At 65.5% G+C, this 19,560-nt stretch carries 16 protein-coding genes; 14 read left to right on the forward strand and 2 right to left on the reverse strand.

Annotated elements, in window-relative coordinates; translation table 11 throughout:
* Positions 1 to 16: 16 nt before the first annotated feature.
* On the forward strand, positions 17 to 211 hold the full coding sequence (locus tag QZY67_RS00240; RefSeq protein WP_294532078.1) for a DUF951 domain-containing protein: 195 nt from the start codon (positions 17 to 19) through the stop codon (positions 209 to 211).
* Positions 208 to 1,281 carry a histidinol-phosphate transaminase gene (gene hisC / locus QZY67_RS00245; RefSeq protein WP_295368011.1) on the forward strand — a complete coding sequence of 358 codons (1,074 nt, stop codon included), beginning with the start codon at positions 208 to 210 and terminating at the stop codon, positions 1,279 to 1,281. Before QZY67_RS00240 ends, hisC begins: the two co-directional genes overlap by 4 nt.
* Before the next feature lie 86 nt (positions 1,282 to 1,367).
* On the opposite strand, the gene QZY67_RS00250 is transcribed toward hisC, so the two are convergent.
* On the reverse strand, positions 1,368 to 1,943 hold the full coding sequence (locus tag QZY67_RS00250; protein ID WP_295368012.1) for a xanthine phosphoribosyltransferase: 576 nt from the start codon (positions 1,941 to 1,943) through the stop codon (positions 1,368 to 1,370).
* Positions 1,944 to 2,436: 493 nt separating this feature from the next.
* On the opposite strand from QZY67_RS00250, the gene QZY67_RS00255 reads away from it, so the two are divergent.
* Both QZY67_RS00255 and QZY67_RS00260 read left to right on the forward strand, forming a co-directional pair.
* Positions 2,437 to 4,314: a DUF4914 family protein gene (locus tag QZY67_RS00255; RefSeq protein WP_295368013.1), complete on the forward strand. Its 1,878-nt coding sequence runs from the start codon at positions 2,437 to 2,439 to the stop codon at positions 4,312 to 4,314.
* A 265-nt stretch (positions 4,315 to 4,579) separates the two neighbouring features.
* The gene (locus QZY67_RS00260) at positions 4,580 to 5,113 is read left to right on the forward strand and encodes a TetR/AcrR family transcriptional regulator C-terminal domain-containing protein (protein WP_294532066.1); all 534 of its coding nucleotides are present in this window, start codon (positions 4,580 to 4,582) and stop codon (positions 5,111 to 5,113) included.
* On the opposite strand, the gene QZY67_RS00265 is transcribed toward QZY67_RS00260, so the two are convergent.
* A complete protein-coding gene (locus QZY67_RS00265; protein ID WP_295368014.1) occupies positions 5,091 to 6,197 on the reverse strand; it encodes a hypothetical protein in 1,107 nt (368 codons plus the stop codon). The two genes, QZY67_RS00260 and QZY67_RS00265, sit on opposite strands and share 23 nt — an antisense overlap.
* Before the next feature lie 224 nt (positions 6,198 to 6,421).
* On the opposite strand from QZY67_RS00265, the gene QZY67_RS00270 reads away from it, so the two are divergent.
* The 10 genes from QZY67_RS00270 (at position 6,422) to QZY67_RS00315 (ending at position 19,522) form a co-directional block, all read left to right on the forward strand.
* Positions 6,422 to 9,778, forward strand: a complete 3,357-nt coding sequence (locus QZY67_RS00270) for a PD-(D/E)XK nuclease family protein (protein WP_295368015.1) — start codon at positions 6,422 to 6,424, stop codon at positions 9,776 to 9,778.
* A gap of 14 nt (positions 9,779 to 9,792) precedes the next feature.
* Positions 9,793 to 13,425 (forward strand): helicase-exonuclease AddAB subunit AddA, encoded by a 3,633-nt coding sequence (gene addA, locus QZY67_RS00275; RefSeq protein WP_295368016.1) that lies wholly within the window; start codon positions 9,793 to 9,795, stop codon positions 13,423 to 13,425.
* Between the two features lie 151 nt (positions 13,426 to 13,576).
* Positions 13,577 to 13,780: a 50S ribosomal protein L31 gene (rpmE, locus tag QZY67_RS00280; RefSeq protein ID WP_006572889.1), complete on the forward strand. Its 204-nt coding sequence runs from the start codon at positions 13,577 to 13,579 to the stop codon at positions 13,778 to 13,780.
* 138 nt (positions 13,781 to 13,918) lie between these two features.
* The gene (locus QZY67_RS00285; protein ID WP_295368017.1) at positions 13,919 to 14,425 is read left to right on the forward strand and encodes a flavin reductase family protein; all 507 of its coding nucleotides are present in this window, start codon (positions 13,919 to 13,921) and stop codon (positions 14,423 to 14,425) included.
* A gap of 39 nt (positions 14,426 to 14,464) precedes the next feature.
* Positions 14,465 to 15,757, forward strand: coding sequence for a GTPase HflX (gene hflX, locus QZY67_RS00290; RefSeq protein ID WP_295368018.1), 1,293 nt, complete (start codon positions 14,465 to 14,467; stop codon positions 15,755 to 15,757).
* A 4-nt stretch (positions 15,758 to 15,761) separates the two neighbouring features.
* Positions 15,762 to 16,532: an AAA family ATPase gene (locus tag QZY67_RS00295; RefSeq protein WP_295368019.1), complete on the forward strand. Its 771-nt coding sequence runs from the start codon at positions 15,762 to 15,764 to the stop codon at positions 16,530 to 16,532.
* Complete coding sequence (locus QZY67_RS00300) at positions 16,529 to 17,095, forward strand: GNAT family N-acetyltransferase (RefSeq protein ID WP_295368020.1); 567 nt, start codon at positions 16,529 to 16,531, stop codon at positions 17,093 to 17,095. Before QZY67_RS00295 ends, QZY67_RS00300 begins: the two co-directional genes overlap by 4 nt.
* Positions 17,096 to 17,158: 63 nt before the next feature.
* On the forward strand, positions 17,159 to 17,713 hold the full coding sequence (locus QZY67_RS00305) for a GNAT family N-acetyltransferase (RefSeq protein WP_294532043.1): 555 nt from the start codon (positions 17,159 to 17,161) through the stop codon (positions 17,711 to 17,713).
* On the forward strand, positions 17,710 to 18,342 hold the full coding sequence (locus QZY67_RS00310; RefSeq protein ID WP_295368021.1) for a YigZ family protein: 633 nt from the start codon (positions 17,710 to 17,712) through the stop codon (positions 18,340 to 18,342). The genes QZY67_RS00305 and QZY67_RS00310 overlap by 4 nt, the downstream gene beginning before the upstream one ends.
* A gap of 175 nt (positions 18,343 to 18,517) precedes the next feature.
* Positions 18,518 to 19,522 carry a deoxyguanosinetriphosphate triphosphohydrolase gene (locus tag QZY67_RS00315; RefSeq protein ID WP_295368022.1) on the forward strand — a complete coding sequence of 335 codons (1,005 nt, stop codon included), beginning with the start codon at positions 18,518 to 18,520 and terminating at the stop codon, positions 19,520 to 19,522.
* Positions 19,523 to 19,560 lie beyond the last annotated feature (38 nt).

The following is a 19,560-nucleotide window of genomic DNA, read 5'->3' on the forward strand; positions in this document are numbered from 1 at the left end:
GAGGGGAGGAATTTCCATGGATGTGCGGGTAGGCGACGTGCTGGAGCTGAAAAAGGAGCACCCCTGCGGCAGCAGGCGCTGGCAGGTGCTGCGGGTGGGCATGGACTTCAAGCTGCGCTGTCAGGGCTGCGGCCATGAGCTCATGCTGCCCCGCAGCAAGGCGGAGAAAAACATCAGAAAGATTCTGCGTACCGGGGAGGAAGAGACATGAAGGAACTCTGGAGCGAACGGATCCGGGGACTGGTGCCCTATACGCCGGGGGAGCAGCCCAGGGACCGGAAGTTTATCAAGCTGAACACCAATGAAAACCCCTACCCCCCCTCCGCCATGGTGACGGAGGCCATCCGGCAGGAGGCGGGCAGCCCCCTGCGGCTCTATCCCGACCCGGAGTGCACCGAACTGCGGGAGACCATCGCCTCCTACCACGGCCTGAGCCCGGAGCAGATCTTTGTGGGCAACGGCTCCGACGAGGTGCTGGCCATGTGCTTCTACGCCTTCTTTACCCCGGGGAAGGCTGTGGTGTTCCCCGACATTACATACAGCTTTTACCCCGTCTACGCCCGGCTCTTCGGCCTGGACTACCGGGAGATTCCCCTGGACGAGAATTTCGGTGTGCCGGTGGAGCAGTTTTTGGGGGGCAACGGCGGCGTGGTCATCGCCAACCCCAACGCCCCCACCGGCCGGGACCTGCCCCTCCACGCCATCCGGGAGATTGCAGAAGCCAACCCGGAGGCGGTGGTGATGGTGGACGAGGCCTATGTGGACTTCGGCGCCCACTCCGCGGTGGCCCTGCTGGACGGCTGCCCCAACCTGGTGGTGGTGCGCACCATGTCAAAGTCCAGGTCCCTGGCCGGCCTGCGGGTGGGCTACGCCATGGGCAGCGCCGACCTGATGGCCGCCCTCAACTGCGTGAAGAACTCCTTTAACTCCTACACCGTGGACAGGCTGGCCCAGGCGGGGGCGGCGGCCGCCATCCGGGATGACGCCTACTTCCGCTGTGTGGTGGCCAAGGTGCGCAACACCAGGGAGGTCACCGCCGGCCGCCTGAAGCAGATGGGCTTCCGGGTCTGCGACTCGGCCGCCAACTTCCTCTTCATCTCCCATGAGCGGGCCCCCGCCAAGGCCCTGCTGGACGGGCTGCGGGAGCGGGGAATCCTGGTGCGCTGGTGGGACAAGCCCCGCATCTCCAACTGCCTGCGGGTGTCCATCGGCACGGATGAGGACATGGATACCTTCTGCCGCGCCATGGAGGAGCTGCTGGAGCAGTTCCCGGCGAACTGAAGGAAGCTGCCCTGCACCCCATTGTACAGACAGAAAACGGAGGACGCGCCGAGGCGCGTCCTCCGTTTTTCACATATATTGAGCGCTCAGTCGTCGGCCAGGATGATTCTGCCGTTCTCCACCCGCTCCACGCAGGCCAGGGCCTCCACCCGGAAGCCCATGCGGCGCAGAACCTTGCCGCCGTCCTGCATGGCCTTCTCAATGGCCACCGCCACGCCGGCCACGTCGGCCCGGGCCTTGGAGACAATCTCCGCCAGGCCCAGGAGAGACTGGCCGTTGGCCAGAATATCGTCCACCAGCAGCACCCGGTCGTCCTCCTCCAGGTAGCGCCTGGAGACCCGCAGGGTGTAGGACTTATCCAGAGAGAAGGAGTGGGTTTCGGCGGAGTAGACCTCCGGGTTGATATACCCGGTCTGAAACTTCTTGGCGTAGATAACCGGCACATCCAGCGCACGGCCTACAAAGCAGGCCACCGCAATGCCGGAGCTCTCGGCGGTGAGCACCTTGGTGACCTTCTCGCCGCGAAAGCGCTTGGCCAGGGCGTTGCCCACGTGCTCAATCAGGTCCATGTCCATGCAGTGATTGAGGAACATATCCACCCGGATGATATTGCCCTCCCCAACCTCAGCGTCGTTGAGGAGCCGGCGTTTGAGATCGTCCATGTTCTTTCCTTTCTGTGCTGCCCGGGCTGGACCGGACAGAAAACGTTTGACGAGGATTTTTCTGCGTACAGGATAGTGCGTATATTATTTATTATTATAGAGCATGCGAAACAAAGCTGCAATAGAGCTGCGGCCTCTTTCGGAATATTATTATAGACGAAAGGGGAGGAAACTGCAAGAGCGGGGCGGGAGCCCCTGGAAACAAGAAAATTTTGAAATTTCAGCTGCTCTGCCCTGCAAGAACAGAGGGGAGTTGGCCGCCCGGACCGCGGCGGAGGACGGAGGCGCGGCCCTCTGTCCTCCAGCTGGATACGGGGAAAAACCGGAGAATGCGGGCAAAAGGTTAAGACCGGGGTTACAGAGCGGAAAATGCAAGTTAGTTTTCTTACTATCGCAATTTTGCATATTGACAAAGCGCTTGTTTCACGGTAAAGTAATTCATATACGCGTCGCGTGGCCGGTGGGCCGGGCGGGAGAAAGTGAGGAGCCCTTAATGAACGTTTTGTTTGAGAAATTCACGCTTCCGCAGGAGCTGCAGAGTATTATTTACAACAGCCCCAGCGTTATCATCCCGGAGAGCAAGGAAGTACTGTTCGAGCTGATTTTCGGCAATGAGTACACCGACAAGATCGAGGTGCTCTATGACGTCAACGGCAAGAGCGTGAAGGAAGCGGAAGTTGTGCGCTGCAAAAACGGCGCTTCCGTCAACTTCACGGAGGACTATATGCGCCGCCGTGACCCGGACTGCATGCGAATCGCGGATGATGGCCCCACCGACAAGCCCCGCTTTGCCGACGTCTACGGCTATGACTTTTCCGAGCTGCGCACCGAGACCTTCCGCTGGCTCACCCGGCAGGAGCTGATCCTGGTGCCCTTCAAGGCCGGCGGCTACCAGTACGGCTATGACTCCGTGCTGCTCTGCCCCCGGAACGCGGCCTTCTTCGCCTTTACCCTGGCCCAGCTGCAGGCCTTTGTGGAGATCAAGAACGTGGATCACTTCAAGCCCCGCTCCGTGGTGTACGTGGCACCCCCCTTCCGTCACACCCACTTCAAGGGCAAGCAGGTGGTGGTTCACAGCCGCCACGAGGACCTGCACGAGATCTTCTCCTACAACCTCTATCCCGGACCCTCCGCCAAGAAGGGCATTTACAGCGTCCTGCTGGACATCGGCGAGCGCGAGGGCTGGGTCACCGCCCACGCCAGCACCGCCCGCATCATCACCCCCTACGAGAACGAGATGGTCATGATGCACGAGGGCGCCTCCGGCGGCGGCAAGAGCGAGCTGCTCCAGGACGTGCAGCGGGGCTCCGACGGCCGCGTGCTGCTGGGCGTGAGCACCATTACCGGCGACGAGCGGTACATCAGCATGAGCGACACCTGTACCATTGAGCCTGTCACCGACGATATGGCCATCTGCCACCCCTCGTTCCAGAAGAGCAACGGCAAGCTGGCCGTGGCCGACGGCGAGGACGGCTGGTTCGTCCGGGTGGACGGTATCACCAAGTACGGCAGCGACCCCCTCTATGAGGGGATCTCCATCCACAGCAAGGAGCCCCTGGTGTTCTTCAACATCGCCGGCGTGCCCCGGGCCACCTGCCTGCTGTGGGAGCACACTCTGGACTCCGACGGCAAGACCTGCCCCAATCCCCGGGTCATCATCCCCCGCCGGATGATCCCCAACATTGTCTGGTCCCCCGTGGAGGTAGACGTGCGCTCCTTCGGCGTGCGCATGCCCCCCTGCACCGCAAAGAAGCCCACCTACGGCATCATGGGCCTGATGCATATCATCCCGCCCGCCCTGGCCTGGCTGTGGCGTCTGGTGGCGCCCCGGGGCTTCAACAATCCCAGCATCGCCTCCAGCGGATCCGGCCTGGCCAGCGAGGGTGTGGGATCCTACTGGCCCTTTGCCACCGGCCTGCGGGTGCGGCAGGCAAACCTGCTGCTGGAGCAGATCCTGGCCTGCAGCGCCACCCGCTACGTCCTTATCCCCAACCAGCACATCGGCGTGTACAAGGTCGGCTTTGCCGCCGAGTGGATCGCCCGTGAGTACCTGGCCCGCCGCGGCGGCGTGAACATGAAGATGGACCGCCTGGTGGCCGCCCGGTGTCCCCTCCTGGGCTATGACCTGAAGGAGATGAAGGTGGACGGCCAGCGCATCTCCAGCAAGTTCCTCCGGCCCGAGACTCAGGAGCTGCTGGGCGAGGAGGCCTACGACAAAGGCGCCGAGATCCTCTATAAGTTCTTCGAGAAGGAGCTGGCCGTGTACGACGTGGAGGAGCTGCACCCGGTGGGCAAGGAGATCCTGGAGTGCTTCAAGAAGCGGGGCACCATTCAGGACTACTGCAAAATCATTCCCCTGGGCCTGGAGTAAGGTGAAGCAAAGGAAAACGCCGGAGGAGAGGCCGTCTGGCGCAGGTTGCCGCCCCTGCGGCGGAGACGTATGGAAAAAGGAGCCTTTTGGGCTCCTTTTTCCATACTATTTTCCTGGTTGAGGGCGCTTTACACAGGAAATGGGTGGAAAAAGTTCATATTTCACCGCTGCTGGCCACACTTGCATTTTCCCGAGTAAAGTGATATAGTTTCTCTAAAATGTTCTGTTTTGGGGGATGCGTGGGAGCCATTGGGAGGGAGAATACATGCCGGACTCCAGTCTTACCAAACGGGCGCTGGCCCAGACCATGAAGGGGCTGATGGCCAGGGAGCCCTTCTCCAAAATCAGCGTGGGAGAGATCTGTGAGGCCTGCGGTATGAGCCGCAAGAGCTTCTACTATCATTTCCGCGACAAATATGATTTGGTTAACTGGATTTTTGATACAGAGTTTCTCGAGGGCATCCAGAAGTGCGGCTTTGACAGCGGCATCTCCATTTTGAGCGGCATGTGCCGGTACTTCTATGAGGAGAAGGCCTTTTACCGCTCCGCGCTGGAGATTGAGGGGCAGAATTCCTTCCGGGACCACTTTACCGAGGTCATTACTCCGCTGATGTACTCCGTCGCCCGGGAGCTGTTCTCCGACCGGGAGGACGAGGAGTTTTTTACCATCTTTTTCAGCGACGCGATTCTGGCCTCCATTGTCCGCTGGCTCACAAAGGGCACGCCTATGCCGGCGGAGGAGTATGAGTCCAGGCTGAGAAACCTGGTGCAGGGACTCAGCCGGCTGGACCTGAAGTAGGGCGGCTGAACAGAAAACGCGGCCTGCGCCCACGGGCGCAGGCCGCGCTGTTTTTTTGTCTGCGGCAAAATCGGGTGCGGAAAAACGCCGCCAGAGACAGGTTGGGGAGAGCGTCGGGCAGAGGCTGCTTTCTGCCGTCTTCATATGTGACGGCCCGTCCGTCGGCCAGGAACTCCAGATAACGGGGGCTGTCGGAGATAACCTCGTCCACCAGCAGCACGTCCCGGTAGTAGTCCATCAGGAGCAGCGGATACTGCTGGTTGTTTCTGGCCTGCTCCACATAGCTGTAGAGCTGGAGGGCCAGACCGGCCGGACAGTGCTCCTCCGGCAGGCAGAAGGCCATGGAGCCGCCATGGCCCAGCAGGGCCTGGACCCACGCGCCTGAGAGCACCTCGCTGCCGCAGGCCTCACTGCTGCAGCGGATAAAGTAGCCGAAAAAGCGGCGCGCGTCCCGCAGCAGGGCGGCCGCCGCCTGCCAGCCCGGACTGCCGGAGTCCAGCAGTATCAGCAGGTTGGGACAGGAGGAGAGCTCGCCCACCCAGTGCTCCACCAGCTCGGGGGAGAGAAAGAGAGGGAACGCGCACTCCGGGGCCTTCCGGGCCAGCTCCAGCGCCAGGCCTATGGCCTCGGCGGATGCGCCGCAGTGGAGAAAATAGGCGTAAATGCCCAGTGCCCGCCCCTCGTCCAGCAGGCGGAGGCAGTCCGTGCGGGCGGAGGGGGAGGCGCCCTCCAGCTGCAGGGTGATACACCAGGGGATATCAAAGTTTTCCCGGGCCTCCGTATCCCGAATCTGCCTGGCGCCCAGGGTCCAGCACTGCCAGCCGATGTTGACGCCGAAGGTCCGCAGATTTTCGCGGTCGGTGTTCCGTACCGTGTCCTGCACCAGGTCATAATAGGGGCTGCCGCCGTTTTCCAGCATCCGCTGGATTATGCCGATATAGCGCTTTTGAAAAGGGCCCTTGGCGAAGGTCTGGCCCATATCCACCAGCTTGCGCAGGCTGCGCTGGGGGTCCTTCGCAATGTCCCGGATCGCATGGTCCACAATGGTGTCCAGAATGGTTCTGGTGATTGCTTCGCGCTTCAATTAGAGCGCCTCCCTCTGCGTGCGGCCTGAGCCGCACAGATGTGTCATACTTACTTTTATCATAATATCGATACGCTCCGGTGAGAAGGGACAAAAACATACGAATGTCCAAATTTAACGCAGTCCGAACTGTTGGCCGGCATTTTCCGCGTTCTGTCACTGGCGGGCGGGGGCGGACAATGGTATAATCATCTCCGCAAGCGGAGACGAGAGGAGAGGGATATATGCTGAATCTGCTGCTGGGCCGCTCGGGGAGCGGTAAGACCACGGCCATGCTCCGGCGCATCGGAGAGAGCGGAGGCGTCCGGCCCCAGGTGCTGGTGGTGCCGGAGCAGCACTCCCACGACATGGAGCGCCGCCTGTGCGCCATCGGAGGGAACCGGGTGTCCCGGTACGCCGAGGTGCTCTCCTTCACCCGCATGGCGGGCCGGGTCTTTGCGGTCACCGGCGGGCTGGCCGCGCCCACCCTGGACGCGGGGGGGCGGCTGCTGCTGATGTACGCCGCCCTTCAGGGCGTGGCGGGGGAGCTGAAGGTGTACGGCCGCCCCTCCCGGAAGCCGGAGTTTCTCTCCGGGCTAATCGCCACGGTGGACGAGCTGAAGAGCTGCTGCGTCACGCCCAAGCACCTGTGGACGGCGGGGGAGGAGGCCGGCGGCCCCGAGGGGGACAAGCTGCTGGACCTGTCCCTCATCTACGGCGCCTATGAGGCCCTCACCGCCCGCCGTGCCGCCGACCCCAGGGACCGGGTGACCCGTCTGGCCGAGGGGCTGGAGAAGAGCGGCTGGGCAAGGGGAATGGACGTGTACCTGGACGGCTTCACCGACTTCACGCCCCAGGAAAGTCTGGTCATCAAGGCCCTGCTCAAGCAGGCCAATTCGGTGACCGTGGCCCTGACCTGCGACAGCCTGGACGATGAACGGGACAGCGCGGGTATCTTCGCGCCCGCCCGCCACACGGCCCGCAGCCTGCTGCGTCTGGCCCGTGAGAACGGCGTCCCCGCCCGGACGGAGGTGCAGGAGAACCGTGCCAAGGAGGGCCCGGAGGAGCTGGCCTTTCTGGAGGCCCACCTCTTTGACCCGCCGGAGGTACCTTGGACGGACAAACCGGCCTGCCTCTCGCTCTTTAAAGCCAACAGCCCCTACGCCGAGGTGGAGTACACCGCCGGGGAGATTCTCCGGCTGGTGCGGGAGGAGGGGTACCGGTTCCGGGACATCGCCGTCACCGCCCGCAGCATGGAGGGGTACGGCGAACTCATCGAGACCATCTTCGCCCGGTACGGCGTACCCGTGTTCCTGGCCAGGATGAGCGACATTCTCCAGAAGCCCATCCTGGCCCTCATCACTTCCGCCCTGGCCGCCGCCGCGGGGGACTACCAGTACGACGATCTGTTCCGCTACCTCAAGACCGGCCTCACCGGCCTGGCCGAGGAGGACCGGGACCTGCTGGAGAACTACGCCCTCAAGTGGGACCTGCGGGGGAGCCGCTGGACCCAGAAGGGGGACTGGACCATGCACCCCAAGGGGTACGGTCTGCCCGTCAGGCCGGAGGACGAGGCCCTGCTGGCACGGCTCAACGCCGTCCGGCGGCAGGTCGTCGCACCCCTGGAGGAGCTGCGGAAGAACCCTGACCACACCGGTCTGGGCCACACCAAGGCCCTGTACGCCTTCCTGGAGCGCATCGGCCTGCCTGAGCGGCTGGAGGAGCGGACCGCCGCCCTTCAGGAGCGGGGAGAGCCCGCTCTGGCTCAGGAGTACAGCCAGCTGTGGGACATCCTGTGCAGCGCCCTGGAGCAGTGCGCCCAGATTGTAGGGGACACCCCCATGGAGGCCGACGAATTCGCTCGGCTCTTCTCCCTGGTGCTCTCCCAGTACGACGTGGGCGCCATCCCCGTGTCCCTGGACCGGGTTACCGCCGGTGAGATGCCCCGCCTGGCCCACAAGCACTGCAGAGCGGTGTTCCTCCTGGGGGCGGACGACGGGGCCATCCCTCAGGCCGCCCCGTCCCCCGGCCTGCTCAACGACGACGACCGCTCCCTGCTGGCCTCCTACGGCCTGGAGCTGGCCCCCACTCTCACCGAGAAGCTGAACCGTGAGCTGACCATCGTCTACGAGACCTGCGCCCTGGCGGGGGAGCGGCTGTCGGTGAGCTGGGCAGCCATGGGCAGCGGCGGGGAGGAGCAGCGGCCCGCCTTCCTGATTCCCCGGCTGCGGGGGCTGTTCCCGGCTCTGCGGCCGGTCACCGAGGCCGAGCTGGATGGGGCCTTCCGGCTGTCCGCCCCACGGCCCGCGCTGGAGCTGGCGGGGCGGTACCCCGAGGCGGCGGAGGCTCTGCGGGCCATGCCGGAATACGCCCCCCTGGTGGAGCGGATGGAGCAGGCCGCCGGGCTCACCCGGGGCAAATTGTCCCGCGCCGCCGTGGACGCCCTCTACGGCAACCGGGTGCCCATGTCCGCCTCCCGGATGGACAAGTACAAGTCCTGCCACTTCTCCTATTTCATGCAGTACGGCCTGAAGGCGGAGCCCCGGAAGAAGGCGGGCTTCCAGGCGCCCGAGTACGGCACCTTCGTCCACTACGTGCTGGAGCACGTGTTCCAGAGCGAGGAGTGGCGGGATGAAGAGGGAGGCGTGGACGGCGACAAGCTGGACGCCCTCACCGATGAGATTGTGGCGCGCTATATCAGAGAGGAGCTGGGCGGCCTGGCCGAGGAGACGCCCCGGTTCCGCTACCTGTTCCACCGGCTGCTCCGGCCGGTGCGGGCGGTGGTGCGCAACGTGGCCGAGGAGCTGTCCGCCTCCGACTTCAGGCCCATCGCCTTTGAGCTGGGCTTTGGCTCAGGGAAGGACCTGCCCCCGGTGGAGCTGGAGGTGGACGGCGTCACCATCAGCATCTCCGGCTTTGTGGACCGGGTGGACGGCTGGGTGAAGGACGGCCGGCTCAATCTGCGGGTGGTGGACTACAAGACCGGCCGCAAGTCCTTTGACCTGACCGACGTGTGGAACGGCATGGGCCTTCAAATGCTGCTCTACCTCTTCACCCTCCGGAAGGAGGGGAAGGACCTGTTCGGCGGACATGAGATCGACCCGGCGGGCGTGCTCTACCTGCCCGCCCGGGACGCGGTCATCGCCGGCAGCCGCACCATGACCGAGGCGGCCCGCCGCCAGGCGGTGGACCGGGAGCTGCGCCGCCGGGGCCTGGTGCTGGACGACCCGGAGGTGCTGGAGGCCATGGAGCACCCTGGCCCGGAGGGCATCCGCTTCCTGCCCGTAAAGGTGTCCGCCCGCACGGGGGCCATCACCGGGGATGCCCTGGTGTCCGCCGAGCGGCTGGGCCGCCTGGAACGGCACATCCAGCGAGTGCTCCGGGACATCGGCGGGGAGATTGCCGCCGGAAACATTGCCGCCGACCCCTTCTGGAAGGGGCCGGAGAAAAACGCCTGCCAATACTGCGACTACGCCGCGGCCTGCCACTTTGAGGAGGGCAGGGGCGCCGACCGCCGCCGCTGGCTGCCCACGGTGAGCGCCGGGGCGTTCTGGGCCAGAGTGGAGGAGCAGGAGGGCGGCGGACAGACCGAGAAAACGTAAAAGGGGGAATCTTCATGGCCTTTCAGCTGACGGAGCAGCAGGCCGCCGTGGTGCACAACCGGGGCGGGGCCCTGCTGGTGTCCGCCGCCGCCGGCTCGGGCAAGACCCGGGTGCTGGTGGAGCGGCTGCTGGGCCGGGTGGAGGACGAGGGGCTGGACATCGACCGCTTCCTGGTCATCACCTACACCAAGGCCGCCGCCGCCGAGCTGCGCTCCCGCATTGTGGAGGAGCTGTCCCAGCGGCTCTCCCGCAATCCCGCCGACCGCCACCTCCGCCGGCAGCAGACCCTGGTCTACAAGGCCCAGATCTCCACGGTCCACGCCTTCTGCGCCCAGATCCTCCGGGAGTGCGGCCACATGCTGGACGTAAACCCGGACTTCCGCCTGTGCGACGAGGGGGAGGCGGGGGTGCTCATGCTGCGGGCCCTGGACGAGGTGATGGACAGGCGGTATGAGGACATCACCCCGGACAGCGACTTCGCCAGGCTGGTGGACACCATGTCTGCCGGGCGGGATGACAGCCGCCTGGTACAGATCGTGCTGGACATCCGGGGCCGGGTCCAGAGCCACCCGGACCCGGCGGCCTGGCTGGACCAGCAGGAGGCAGCTTTTTCCCTGGAGGGCGTGACCGACGCGGGGGACACCCCCTGGGGCAAATTGCTGCTGGAGGACGCCGCCGCCCAGGCCAGATACTGGCTGGGCCGCATGGCCGCCGCCCTGGAGGACTGCGCCTGCGACCCCAGTCTGGACGCCAATTACGCCCCCACCATCTCAGCCACCATGGCCGGCCTCCAGGCCTTCCTGGACGGGACGGCCCAGGGGTGGGACGCCGCTGCCGCCGCCCTGCCCATCCCCTTCCCCCCGGCGGGGCGGAAGAAGATGACCGAGTGCCCCGAGGCGGCGGAGCGGGTCAAATCGGTGAGGAATCGGTGCAAAAAGCGGCTGGAAAAGCTGGCCGATGGCTTTTCCGACGACAGCGCCGGCCTGCTCTCCGACATGGCGGCGGTGTACCCCGCCGTCCGGGGGCTGTTCGCCCTGGTGAAGGACTTTGAGAAAGCATACGCCGCCGAGAAGGAGCGCCGGGGCGTGCTGGACTTCTCCGACCTGGAGCACATGGCGGTGCGCCTACTGGCGGGGGAGGACGGCGCGCCCACCCCCCTGGCAAAGCAGTGGGCCGCCCGGTACGACGAGATCATGGTGGACGAGTACCAGGACACCAACGCCGTCCAGAACGCCATCTTCTCCGCCATCTCCCGGGAGGGCAAAAACCTGTTCATGGTGGGGGACGTGAAGCAGTCCATCTACCGCTTCCGCCTGGCCGACCCCACCATCTTCCTGGAGAAGTACCGCACCTTCGCCCCCTATGAGACGGCGGGGGAGGGGGAGCCGCGGCGGATCATCCTGTCCAAAAACTTCCGCTCCCGGGCCCAGGTACTGGAGGGGGCCAACTTCATCTTCCGGGGCATCATGTCCCGCTCCTTCGGTGAGATGGACTACACCGCCGACGAGGCCCTCTACCCCGGCGCGGCCTACCCGGAGGGGGCGGACTACGCCGTGGAGCTGGACGCCCTGGACCTGTCCGCCGGCGGCGGGGACGAGGACGGGGAGGAGCGGGGCGAGAAAGCGCCCCGGGACCTGCTGGAGGCCCGGTTCCTGGCCGGACGCATCCGGGAGCTGAAGGACGGCGGCTTCCCCGTGTCCGACGGGGAGGGGGGGACCCGCCCCGCCGGGTACGGCGACATGGTCATCCTGCTCCGCTCCCCCAACGCGGTGCTCCACCACTACGCCCGGGCCCTGGGCGAGCGGGACATCCCCTGGGAGGCCGACGCGGGGGGCGACTACTTCGAGACCACCGAGGTGTCGGTGGCCCTGTCCCTGCTCCAGATTGTGGACAACCCCCGGCAGGACGTGCCGCTGCTCTCGGTGCTCCGCTCCCCGGTGTACGGCTTCACGGCGGACCGGCTGGCCGTACTGCGCTCCGCCTCGCCGGACACGGATTTTTACGCCGCCCTGGTGAAGGGGGCGGAGGAGGGCGGGGCGGACTGCGCCGCCTTTCTGGCCGAGCTGGCGGACCTGCGCTTCCGCTCCGGGGACCGGAACAGCCACCAGCTCCTCTGGCAGATCTACGACCGCACCAACCTGCTGGGTATCTTCGGCGCCATGGACGAGGGGGAGAAGCGGCAGGGGAACCTACTGGCCCTGTGCGAGCTGGCCCGGCAGTTTGAGGCGGCGGGCCACAAGGGCCTGTTCGGCTTCCTCACCTACCTGACCCGCCTGCGGGACAACGGCGGAAAGCTGGCCGCCCCCCAGGCCGCCCGGGAGGGGGGCGGCGTGCGCATCCTGTCCATCCACAAGTCCAAGGGCCTGGAGTTTCCCATCGTCCTGCTGGCGGGCCTCACCCGGCGGCTCAACCGGGACGACATGCAGCGGCCCATCCTCTTCCACCCCCGGCTGGGCGTGGGCCCCAAGCGGCTGGACACGGAGCGGATGATTGAGTATCCCACCCTGGCCCGGCGGGCGGTGGCCCGCCAGCTGGAGTATGAGATGATGGCCGAGGAGCTGCGGCTGCTCTACGTGGCCATGACCCGGGCCAGGGAGAAGCTGATTCTCTCCTGCGCCCTCACCCGCGGGGCGGCGGACCTGAGAAAGCTGGCCGAGGACGCCGAGTACCCCGCCGACCCCCAGGTGCTCGCCGGCTGCCAGTCGGTGGGCCAGTGGGTGCTGCTGCCGGTGCTCACCCGGCCGGACGCGGTGGCCATCCGGCGGGCGGCGGACTACCCGCTGCCCGTTGCGGCGGCAGACCTGGGGCCGGACTGGGATATCCGCTGGGTGGACGGCGGCGGCCTGCTCCAGCCCCCGGAGCGGAAGGCCGCTGCCCTGCCTGAGCATGGGGAGGAGAAGCCGGTGGGGGATTTGACAAGCGTGCTCACCTGGCGGTACCCCCACGCCGGGGACGTGGAGATCCCCTCCAAGCTCACCGCCACCCAGCTCAAGGGCCGGGAGCTGGACCGGGAGGCCGCCCAGGAGGCCGGAGCGGAGTTCCCCCTGCCCCAGGGGGAGCCGGAGGAGCCCGCCGCCCCAGCGGGAAAGCGGGCCGCCCTGCGCCGCCCCCGGTTTGCCGAGGAGGAGTTTGGCCTCACCCCGGCCCAGAAGGGCACCGCCCTCCACCTGGTCATGCAGTACATCGACTTTGAGCGGGCGGGCACGGAGGAGCAGGTGAAGGCGGAGATTGCCCGCCTGGTGGCAGGGGCTTACATCACCCCCGAGCAGGGAGAGGCGGTGGACCCGGCCAAAATCGCCGCCTTCTTCCGCTCCCCCCTGGGCCGGGAGCTGATGGACTCCGTGTCCCTGCGGCGGGAGTTCAAGTTCTCCATTCTGGTGCCCGCCGCCGACTACTGCCCCGGCGCCGGGGAAGGGGAGCAGGTACTGCTCCAGGGCGTGGTGGACTGCTGCTTTGAGACCTTGGAGGGCATCACGGTGGTGGACTTCAAGACCGACCGGGTAAGCCGCCGCACCGTGGGGGAGCGGGCGGAGGCGTACCGCCCCCAGCTGGAGGCGTACAGCCGGGCCCTGGAGGAGATGACCGGCAGGCCGGTGGTCCGCCGGGCCCTGTGGTTCTTCGCCCTGGACCAGGCGGTGGAGGTCTGACCGGGCCGCCTCCGCCCGCGGGAAAAAAGAAATGATAAATTTGAAAAAAATAGTTGCATTTTCGCCGGAAGAGTGCTATGATATCAAATGCGTTGTGAGGACGTGTGTGTCCTTGCGCCCATATCCTCCGAAGAGAAAGAGGTGAACCAGCATGAAGGAAGGCATCCATCCCAACTATCAGCAGACTACCATTAAGTGCGCCTGCGGCAACGTGATTGAGACCGGCTCCACGAAGCAGGACATCCGCGTCGAAGTCTGCTCCAAGTGCCACCCCTTTTTCACCGGCAAGCAGAAGATGGTGGATACTGGCGGACGTGTCAGCCGCTTCAACAAGAAGTTCGGCCTGGACAAGTAAGCTGGATTTGGTCAAAGAGCCCGTACCGGTACCGGTACGGGCTTTTTTGTATTCCATGTATTCCATGCCGGCAGCGGTAGAAAGCGGGCGCGGCTATGCATAGAATAAAAGCGCATGATAATAACAGGAGGGAACCACATGTTTAAGAAGATTGACCCGAAGGCCCTGGATAAGAACGTGTTCTCCATGGTGGGAGACCAGTGGATGCTCATCACCGCCGGCACGCCGGAGCGCTGCAACACCATGACCGCCAGCTGGGGCGGCCTGGGGATTCTCTGGAACAAGTGCGTGGCCACCTGCTATATCCGGCCCCAGCGGTACACCAAGGAGTTTGTGGACCGAGAGGAGTACTTCACCCTGGCCTTTTTCGGCGAGGAGCACCGCAAGGCTCTGGCCCTGTGCGGCAGCAAGAGCGGCCGGGAGGTGGACAAGGCGGCCGAGTGCGGCTTCACCGTGGCCGCCGGCGCGGGGAACGCCCCCTACTTTGAGCAGGCGGAGCTGGTACTGGTGTGCCGGAAGCTGTTCCGCCAGACCATGGACGAGGGCTGCTTCCTGGACAAGAGCCTGATTGAGAAGCACTACCCCGGCGGGGACTTCCACGTCACCTATGTGGGTGAGATCGTGGAGTGCCTGGTGCGGGAATAAGAAAAAACGCCGGACTGACGTTCCGGCGGCGGAGGTTCTATGACGGAACATACCACAGAGGAAAAACGGAACCGGGCGGTGCTGGTGGGCCTCAACGCAGCCTGCCTGAGCCGGACGGAGAACGCCGACGAGGAGTCCATGGCGGAGCTGTCCGCCCTGCTTGAGACAGCGGGCGGCGAGTGCGTGGGCGAGGTGCTCCAGAACAAGGACGCCCCCGACCCCCGCACCTTCATCGGCGAGGGCAAGGTGCGGGAGGTCAGGGAGCTGGTACAGAACATGGGGGCGGACATGGTGGTCTTTGACAACGCCCTGTCCCCCTCCCAGCAGCGGGCCCTGACCGACGACCTGGGCGTGTCGGTGCTGGACCGGTCCGCCCTGATTCTGGACATCTTCGCCCAGCGGGCCCGGACCAAGGAGGGCCGCCTCCAGGTGGAGCTGGCCCAGTACAAGTACCTGCTGCCCCGTCTGCTGGGCATGTGGACCCACCTGGAGCGGCAGGAGGGCGCCATCGGCACCCGCGGCCCCGGCGAGACCCAGCTGGAGACCGACCGGCGGCACATCCGCAAGAAGATCGCCAAGCTGGAGGAGGACCTGGAGCAGGTGCGCCGGGTGCGGGCCACCCAGCGGGAGCGGAGAATCAAGAACGAGGTGCCGGTGGTGGCCATCGTGGGCTACACCAACGCGGGCAAGTCCACCCTGCTCAACAAGCTGACCGGCGCGGACATCCCGGCCAACAACCGCCTGTTCGACACCCTGGACACCACCACCCGCACCCTGGAGATTTCGGACACCTGCAAGGTTCTTATCTCGGACACGGTGGGGTTTATCTCCAAGCTGCCCCACCACCTGGTGGAGGCCTTCAAGGCCACTCTGGAGGAGCTGAGCTTTGCCGACCTGCTGCTCCACGTCATCGACGCATCCAACCCGGAGTGGCGGGAGCAGGCGGCGGTGGTGGAGAAGCTGATTGTGGAGCTGGGCGCCGCCCAGACGCCCCGCATCGATGTATTCAACAAGTCCGACCTGTACGTGGGGGACATTGTGCCCCACGGGGAGGACATTGTGTCCATCTCCGCCAAGACCGGCGCGGGGCTGGATGAGCTGCTGAAAAAGATTGGCGGCCGGCTGGACACCGGCGCCTACCGGGTGGTGCTGCGCATCCCCTACGACCAGGGGGGCGTGGTGGACATGCTCCACCGGGAGGCCAGGGTGGAGCGGGTGGACTACGGCGAGGCCATCGAGGTGGAGGCGGTGTGCACCCCCATCCAGCTGGGCCGGCTGAAGGACTTCATCGTCTCCGGCTGGACGCCGCCCAAGGAGTTCTGGGAGGACTGAGCGCATGGAAGCGGGAAAGGGTGTGCTGTACCTGCGGGGTGTGGAGAAGCGCCCTGTGGAGGGGGAAGCGGAGGACTACGCCTTCCGTATCCCGGCCATCGCCCGGCTGAAGCGGCTGGAGTTCCGCCGCCCCGTCACCTTTTTTGTGGGGGAGAACGGCAGCGGCAAGTCCACCCTGCTGGAGGCCATCGCCGTGGCCTGGGGCTTCAACCCGGAGGGCGGCTCACGCAACTTCCGCTTTGCCAGCCGGGACACCCACTCGGGCCTGTACAGGGCTTTGCGGCTGGTCCGCAGCCCGGAAATCCCGGAGGACGGGTATTTTCTCCGGGCGGAGAGCCTGTACAACATGGCCAGCTATGTGGACGAGATGGAGGACGACCCCCTGACGCCAAGCTACCTGCAGTATGTGGGCGGGAAATCCCTCCACGGCCAGTCCCACGGAGAGAGCCTGCTGGCCCTGGCCAAGAACCGCTTCTGGGGCAGGGGGCTCTACCTGCTGGACGAGCCGGAGTCCGCCCTGTCCCCCATGCGGCAGCTCTCCTTCCTGGCGCTGATGCACGACCTGGTGTCCCGGGGCGGCCAGCTGATTGTCGCCACCCATTCCCCCATCCTGATGGCCTATCCCCAGGCGGACATCCTGCGGTTTGACGGCCCGGGCGGGGTGGAGCGGGTGGACTACCGGGACACGGAGCACTACCGGATTACCAGAGAATTTCTCAGTGCGCCGGAGCGGATGCTCTCCGTCCTCCTGGCGCCGGAAGAGGAGGAGACATGAGACAGCTTGAGACGAAGCGGCTGATCCTGCGGCCCTGGGAGGACGGCGACGCGCCGGTGCTCTACCGGTGGGCGTCCGACCCGGAGGTGGGTCCCCGGGCGGGATGGCCGCCCCATACCAGCCAGGCCAACAGCCTGGAGATCATTCACGGTGCCCTGGGTCTGCCCGAGACCTACGCCATGGTCCTGAAGGAGACGGGGGAGCCGGTGGGCAGCATCGGGCTTTTCACCCCAGACGTGCCCTGCCCGGACCTGCCGGTGCCTGAGGGTATGGCCCAGATGGAGCTGGGGTACTGGGTGGCCCGGCCCTATTGGGGCCGGGGACTGGCCCCCGAGGCGTCCGCCGCCCTGCTGGACCGGGGGTTCGGCGTGCTGAACTGCGCCGTGATCCAGTGCTGTCATTTTGACTTCAACCAGCAGTCCAAGCGGGTCATTGAGAAGCTGGGCTTCACCTGCTTCGCGACGGAGGACGCTGCCGACGGGGCAGGGAATCCCTGCACCCACATCCGTTACGCCCTGAGCAGGGAGCGCTGGGAAAAGAGACACCTGGAAGGACGGCGATAACGGAGTACTGCTGGAGCGGATGCCAGATATTCTGCTGGCGCCGGATGGAGAGGAGACATCGGAATGAGACAGCTTGAGACCCGGCGGCTGATTCTGCGGCCCTTCCGGGACAGCGATGCGGCGGATTTGTTCGACTACGCCAGGGACCCCCGGGTGGGCCCGGCGGCGGGCTGGAAGCCCCACGAGAGCGTGGAGGAGAGCCGGGAGATCATCCGCACCGTATTTTCCGAGCCGGAGACCTTTGCCGTGGTGCACCGGCAGGACGGCCGGGTCATCGGCTCAGCCGGGTTTACCGGCCGGCACCGGCAGGAGGCCGGCGGCCCGGACAACGAGATTGGCTACTCCCTGGATCCGACCTATTGGGGGCGGGGACTCATCCCCGAGGCGGTGGAGGAGCTGCTGCGATACGGGTTTGAGGACCTGGGGCTCCACACCATCTGGTGCGACCACTATGACGGCAATTACAAGTCCAAGCGGGTCATCCGGAAGTGCGGCTTTACCTTCCGCTTCCTGCGGATGCAGCAGCTGGAGGCCTTTGACTATGCGCCCCGCCTGGTGCTGTGCTACGCCATGACCCGCAGGGACTGGGAGAAGCGAAAAAGTGAGGGACGGTCATGACGGAATATTATATCCCCACGGAAGCTGCCGAGGCGGAGCTGGTGGAGAAGCGGTCCCGGTTTATCGGCCAGGTCAGGCCGGTGGAGACCGAGGAAGAGGCCCGGGCCTTTGTGGAGCAGGTGAAAAAGAAGCACTATGACGCCCGGCACAACTGCTGGTGCTACCGCCTGCGGGACGGGGGCGTGGAGCGGTACTCCGACGACGGCGAGCCCCAGGGCACGGCGGGGCAGCCCATGCTCAACGTGTTCCAGCGGGAAGAGGTCACCAATGTGGTGTGCGTGGTGACCCGGTACTTCGGCGGCGTGCTGCTGGGGGCCGGGGGCCTGGTGCGGGCCTACACCCAGAGCGCCAAGGACGCCCTGGACGCGGCGGGCGTCTCCGTGGTGCGCCGGTGGGTGGAGGCGGCGGTGCCCTGCCCCTACTCCTTCTTCGACCGGGTGAAGCTGGAGGTGGAGGCCCACGGGGGCGTATTGGGAGAGACCGAGTACGCCGCCGACGTGACTGTCCACGCCCTGCTGCCCGAGGGGCAGGTGGAGGTATTTTCCGCCCGCATGACCGAGCTCACCGCCGGCGGCACGGAGGTGCAGATTCTGGGCGAGGCCTTCAAGGCGGTGCCAGTGGCCCGATAACAGGACATACTGGGGCTTGCCCCGCCGCCCTCCGGCAGGACAGGCCCCGGATTCTGTCCGGCAGAAGCGCCTTGGGAGGAAGAAAAATTTTTTTGTTTTTTTGAAGGGTTTTTCAAAAGAACGGCGTATACAGTATACAGGCAGAATTCATCGGCGGATGAAGGAGGCGGCGGCGATGACGGTAAGAGAGCAGACCGAAGCCATGGAGCGTCAGTTCCTCTCGCCCCACGCCTGTCTGGCGGCGGAGTCCAGAGGACGGGCCCGGCCCGCTGCGGAGTGCCCGGTGCGCACCTGCTTCCAGCGGGACATGGACCGGATTGTCCACTCCAAGGCCTTCCGGCGCCTGATGCACAAGACGCAGGTCTTTCTCCAGCCCGAGGGGGACCACTACCGCACCCGCATGACCCACACCATCGAGGTGGCCCGGATTGCCCGGACCATCGCCAGGGGCCTGCGGCTCAACGAGGATCTGACCGAGGCGGCGGCCTTTGGACACGACCTGGGGCACACCCCTTTCGGCCACGCCGGGGAGCGGGCCCTCAACGAGCTGATGCCCGGCGGCTTCCGGCACAACGTCCAGTCCCTCCGGGTGGTGGACGTGCTGGAGAAGGAGGGCGAGGGGCTCAACCTGACCTGGGAGGTGCGGCGGGCCATCCTCTGCCACACCGGAGCCGACCGGGCCGAGACCCTGGAGGGGCGGATCGTCCGCCTGGCCGACAAGATCGCCTACATCAACCACGACATTGACGACGCCATGCGGGGACAGATCATCTTTCCCACCGACATCCCCATCGCCATCTCCCAGGTGCTGGGCTTCACCCATTCCGAACGCATCAACACCCTGACCACCGATGTGATTGTCCAGAGCGGGGGGAAGGACGATATTGTCCAGTCCCCCGCCTGCCGGGACGCCATGGCGGAGCTGCGGGCCTTCATGTTTGAATCCGTGTACACCAACCCCCGGGCCAAGGGGGAGGAGACCAAGGCCCAGGATATGCTCCGGCGGCTCTTTGAGCACTATGTCCGGGAGCCGGACGAGCTGCCGGCGGAGTACCAGGATATCCGGGTGCGTGAGGGTGTGGAGCGGGCCGCCTGCGACTATATCTCGGGCATGACCGACAAGTACGCGGTGGAGAAGTTCGGGGAACTGTTTATCCCGGCGGCCTGGAGCGTGAAATAGGGCAGATTCCGTATGGCTTCGTAAAACTCTGGCAATCA

The sequence above is a fragment of the uncultured Pseudoflavonifractor sp. genome (genome assembly GCA_904419835.1).
GTDB lineage: Bacteria > Bacillota > Clostridia > Oscillospirales > Oscillospiraceae > Pseudoflavonifractor.

Excerpts from the sequence above, each read along its gene's own strand:
- QZY67_RS00240 (WP_294532078.1), top strand. The coding sequence starts at position 17 with ATGGATGTGCGGGTAGGCGACGTGCTGGAGCTGAAAAAGGAGCACCCC.
- hisC (WP_295368011.1), top strand. The coding sequence starts at position 208 with ATGAAGGAACTCTGGAGCGAACGGATCCGGGGACTGGTGCCCTATACG.
- QZY67_RS00250 (WP_295368012.1), bottom strand. The coding sequence starts at position 1,943 with ATGGACGATCTCAAACGCCGGCTCCTCAACGACGCTGAGGTTGGGGAG.
- QZY67_RS00255 (WP_295368013.1), top strand. The coding sequence starts at position 2,437 with ATGAACGTTTTGTTTGAGAAATTCACGCTTCCGCAGGAGCTGCAGAGT.
- QZY67_RS00260 (WP_294532066.1), top strand. The coding sequence starts at position 4,580 with ATGCCGGACTCCAGTCTTACCAAACGGGCGCTGGCCCAGACCATGAAG.
- QZY67_RS00270 (WP_295368015.1), top strand. The coding sequence starts at position 6,422 with ATGCTGAATCTGCTGCTGGGCCGCTCGGGGAGCGGTAAGACCACGGCC.
- addA (WP_295368016.1), top strand. The coding sequence starts at position 9,793 with ATGGCCTTTCAGCTGACGGAGCAGCAGGCCGCCGTGGTGCACAACCGG.
- rpmE (WP_006572889.1), top strand. The coding sequence starts at position 13,577 with ATGAAGGAAGGCATCCATCCCAACTATCAGCAGACTACCATTAAGTGC.
- QZY67_RS00285 (WP_295368017.1), top strand. The coding sequence starts at position 13,919 with ATGTTTAAGAAGATTGACCCGAAGGCCCTGGATAAGAACGTGTTCTCC.
- hflX (WP_295368018.1), top strand. The coding sequence starts at position 14,465 with ATGACGGAACATACCACAGAGGAAAAACGGAACCGGGCGGTGCTGGTG.
- QZY67_RS00295 (WP_295368019.1), top strand. The coding sequence starts at position 15,762 with ATGGAAGCGGGAAAGGGTGTGCTGTACCTGCGGGGTGTGGAGAAGCGC.
- QZY67_RS00300 (WP_295368020.1), top strand. The coding sequence starts at position 16,529 with ATGAGACAGCTTGAGACGAAGCGGCTGATCCTGCGGCCCTGGGAGGAC.
- QZY67_RS00305 (WP_294532043.1), top strand. The coding sequence starts at position 17,159 with ATGAGACAGCTTGAGACCCGGCGGCTGATTCTGCGGCCCTTCCGGGAC.
- QZY67_RS00310 (WP_295368021.1), top strand. The coding sequence starts at position 17,710 with ATGACGGAATATTATATCCCCACGGAAGCTGCCGAGGCGGAGCTGGTG.
- QZY67_RS00315 (WP_295368022.1), top strand. The coding sequence starts at position 18,518 with ATGACGGTAAGAGAGCAGACCGAAGCCATGGAGCGTCAGTTCCTCTCG.